This window comes from Arthrobacter sp. 10T413_2, from assembly GCF_056394205.1.
The window spans coordinates 1-2489 of the sequence record NZ_JBFTHK010000310.1; the positions used below are offsets into that span (position 1 = coordinate 1).

1 protein-coding gene is annotated in these 2489 nt (G+C 67.8%); it reads left to right on the forward strand.

The window, feature by feature from the left end; all coding sequences use genetic code 11:
* A partial coding sequence (gene glgP, locus AC1DBQ_RS22915; RefSeq protein ID WP_476930694.1) for an alpha-glucan family phosphorylase occupies window positions 1-2263 on the forward strand: 2263 nt, incomplete at its 5' end.
* Window positions 2264-2489 lie beyond the last annotated feature (226 nt).

Genomic DNA, 2489 nt, shown 5'->3' on the forward strand with positions numbered 1-2489 from the left:
CCCCCCCCAGTACTCGGGCGGTCTGGGCATCCTGGCCGGAGACCACCTGAAGGCKGCGTCGGACCTCGGCGTGCCGCTGATCGGCGTCGGCCTCCTGTACCAGGCCGGCTACTTCAAGCAGTCCCTGTCCCGCGACGCGTGGCAGCAGGAAACGTACCCGGTCCTGGACCCGGACGGGCTGCCCCTGACGCTCCTGCGGGAGGCGTCGCCGGACGGCAACGGCAAACCCGTGCAGATCTCCCTTCCCCTCCCCAACGGCCGGCGCCTGCTGGCGCACGTGTGGCGGGCCGACGTCGGGCGTGTTCCGCTGCTGCTGCTGGACTCCAACGTTCCGGGCAATGACGAAGCCGCCCGCGGCATTACCGACCGTCTGTACGGCGGCGGCGGCGACCACCGGCTGCAGCAGGAGCTCCTGCTGGGCATGGGCGGGGTCAAGGCACTGCGCGAGTTCCAGCGCCTCACCGGGGTCCCGGCCCCGGAGGTCTTCCACACCAACGAAGGTCACGCCGGGTTCCTGGGCGTCGAGCGGATCCAGGAGTTGATGTCMGGCCCGGCCCCGCTGAGCTGGGAAGAGGCCCTGGCCGCAGGTCGGGCGTCCACCGTGTTCACCACCCACACGCCGGTCCCGGCCGGGATCGACCGCTTCGAAATCTCCCAGATCCAGCACTTCTTCGAAGCCGGTCTCGCACCGGACGTCCCGGTGGCAAAGATCCTGGATCTTGGCCGCGAGGACTTCACCGACGGCAACCCGTTCGTGTTCAACATGGCCGTCATGGGCCTGCGGCTTGCCCAGCGGGCCAACGGTGTGGCCAAACTGCACGGCGTGGTCTCCCGTGGAATGTTCTCCGCCCTCTGGCCGGGCTTTGACCACTCCGAAGTGCCCATCACCTCCGTCACCAACGGCGTGCATGTCCCCACCTGGGTGGACTCCCGCATCTCGGCGCTGGCGCGGGAAAAGTTCGGCGCCGATGCTGAGGCGCAGGGCCCCTGGGACCTGGCCTACAACGTCACCGACGAGGACCTGTGGGCGTTGCGGCGCGAAATGAGGGTGTCGCTGGTCGAGGACGTCCGGCGCCGKCTCCGGGCCGCCTGGAAGAAGCGCGGCGCGGCCGACGCCGAGCTGGCATGKACGGACTCCGTCCTGGATCCGGACATCCTGACCATCGGTTTTGCCCGCCGCGTGCCCACGTACAAGCGGCTGACCCTCATGCTGCGGGATCCCGAACGGCTCAAGGCTCTCCTGCTGCACAAGACGCATCCCATCCAGCTGGTGATCGCAGGGAAGTCGCACCCGGCCGATGACGCGGGCAAGAAGATGATCCAGGACCTGGTCCGGTTCACCGACKACCCCGCCGTGCGGCACCGGATCGCGTTCCTTCCGAACTACGACATCGCCATGGCGCGGACCCTGTTCCCGGGCTGCGACGTGTGGCTGAACAACCCGCTGCGCCCGCTGGAAGCCTGCGGAACCTCCGGCATGAAGGCGGCCCTGAACGGTTCACTGAACCTCTCGGTCATGGACGGCTGGTGGGACGAGATGTACGACGGCKAKAACGGCTGGGCGATTCCGACCGCCAACAATGACGCCTCGCCGGAAGAACGTGACGACATCGAGGCAGCGGCACTCTACGAACTGCTCGAAACCCAGGTGGCGCCGCGGTTCTACGGGCTGACCGTCTCCGACGGAGCCGGCGCTGCCGGGCCCTMGGAGTCCGGCCCGCAGAAGGTGCCCACCCACTGGGTGTCCATGATCAAGCACACGATGTCCCACCTTGGCCCGGCGGTCTCCGCGGAGCGGATGCTCAAGGACTACGTCAACGTGCTGTACCGCCCGGCCGCGATCGCGGGACGCCACGCCGTGGCGGAGAACTACGCCCAGGCCAAGGCCCTGGCCGGGTGKACCTCCAAGATCCGGGCCGCGTGGCCCCACATCCAGGTGGAACACGTCGACTCTGTGGGGGTCTCCGAGGACCCGCAGATCGGCGATCTCCTCCAGGTCAACGCCTATGTGTCCCTCAGCGAGCTCTCACCGGACGATGTCTACGTCGAGGTGGCCTACGGCCGGGCCGAAGAATCCGACGAACTGGCGGACATCACGGTCGCGGAGCTCAAGGCCGCCGAGGACCTCGGCCGGGGCCGGCACCTCTTCAGCGGCACGCTGGTGATCGACCGTTCCGGGTCCTTCGGTTACACCGTGCGCGTGCTGCCCAAGCATGAGGCGCTGGCGTCCAAGGCGGAGCTCGGCCTGATCGTCAACGCGTAGCGTGCCCAGCGTGCCCTGGCGGGCCGGCGTTCTCAACGCCGGGCCCGCCAGAGGCTGGCGGCCCGGAAGCCGGGCCTAGATGTACTCAGCCAAGACGTTGGTTACACGGTGAAAGGGTGAAGACCTCTTAGGTTGGTGGTTACCACACACACCTAGCGACTAAGAGGTCTTCATGGTCCACCGTAATGCCCGTCTGACTCCTGCCGGTAGAGGCATCCTTGTCCAG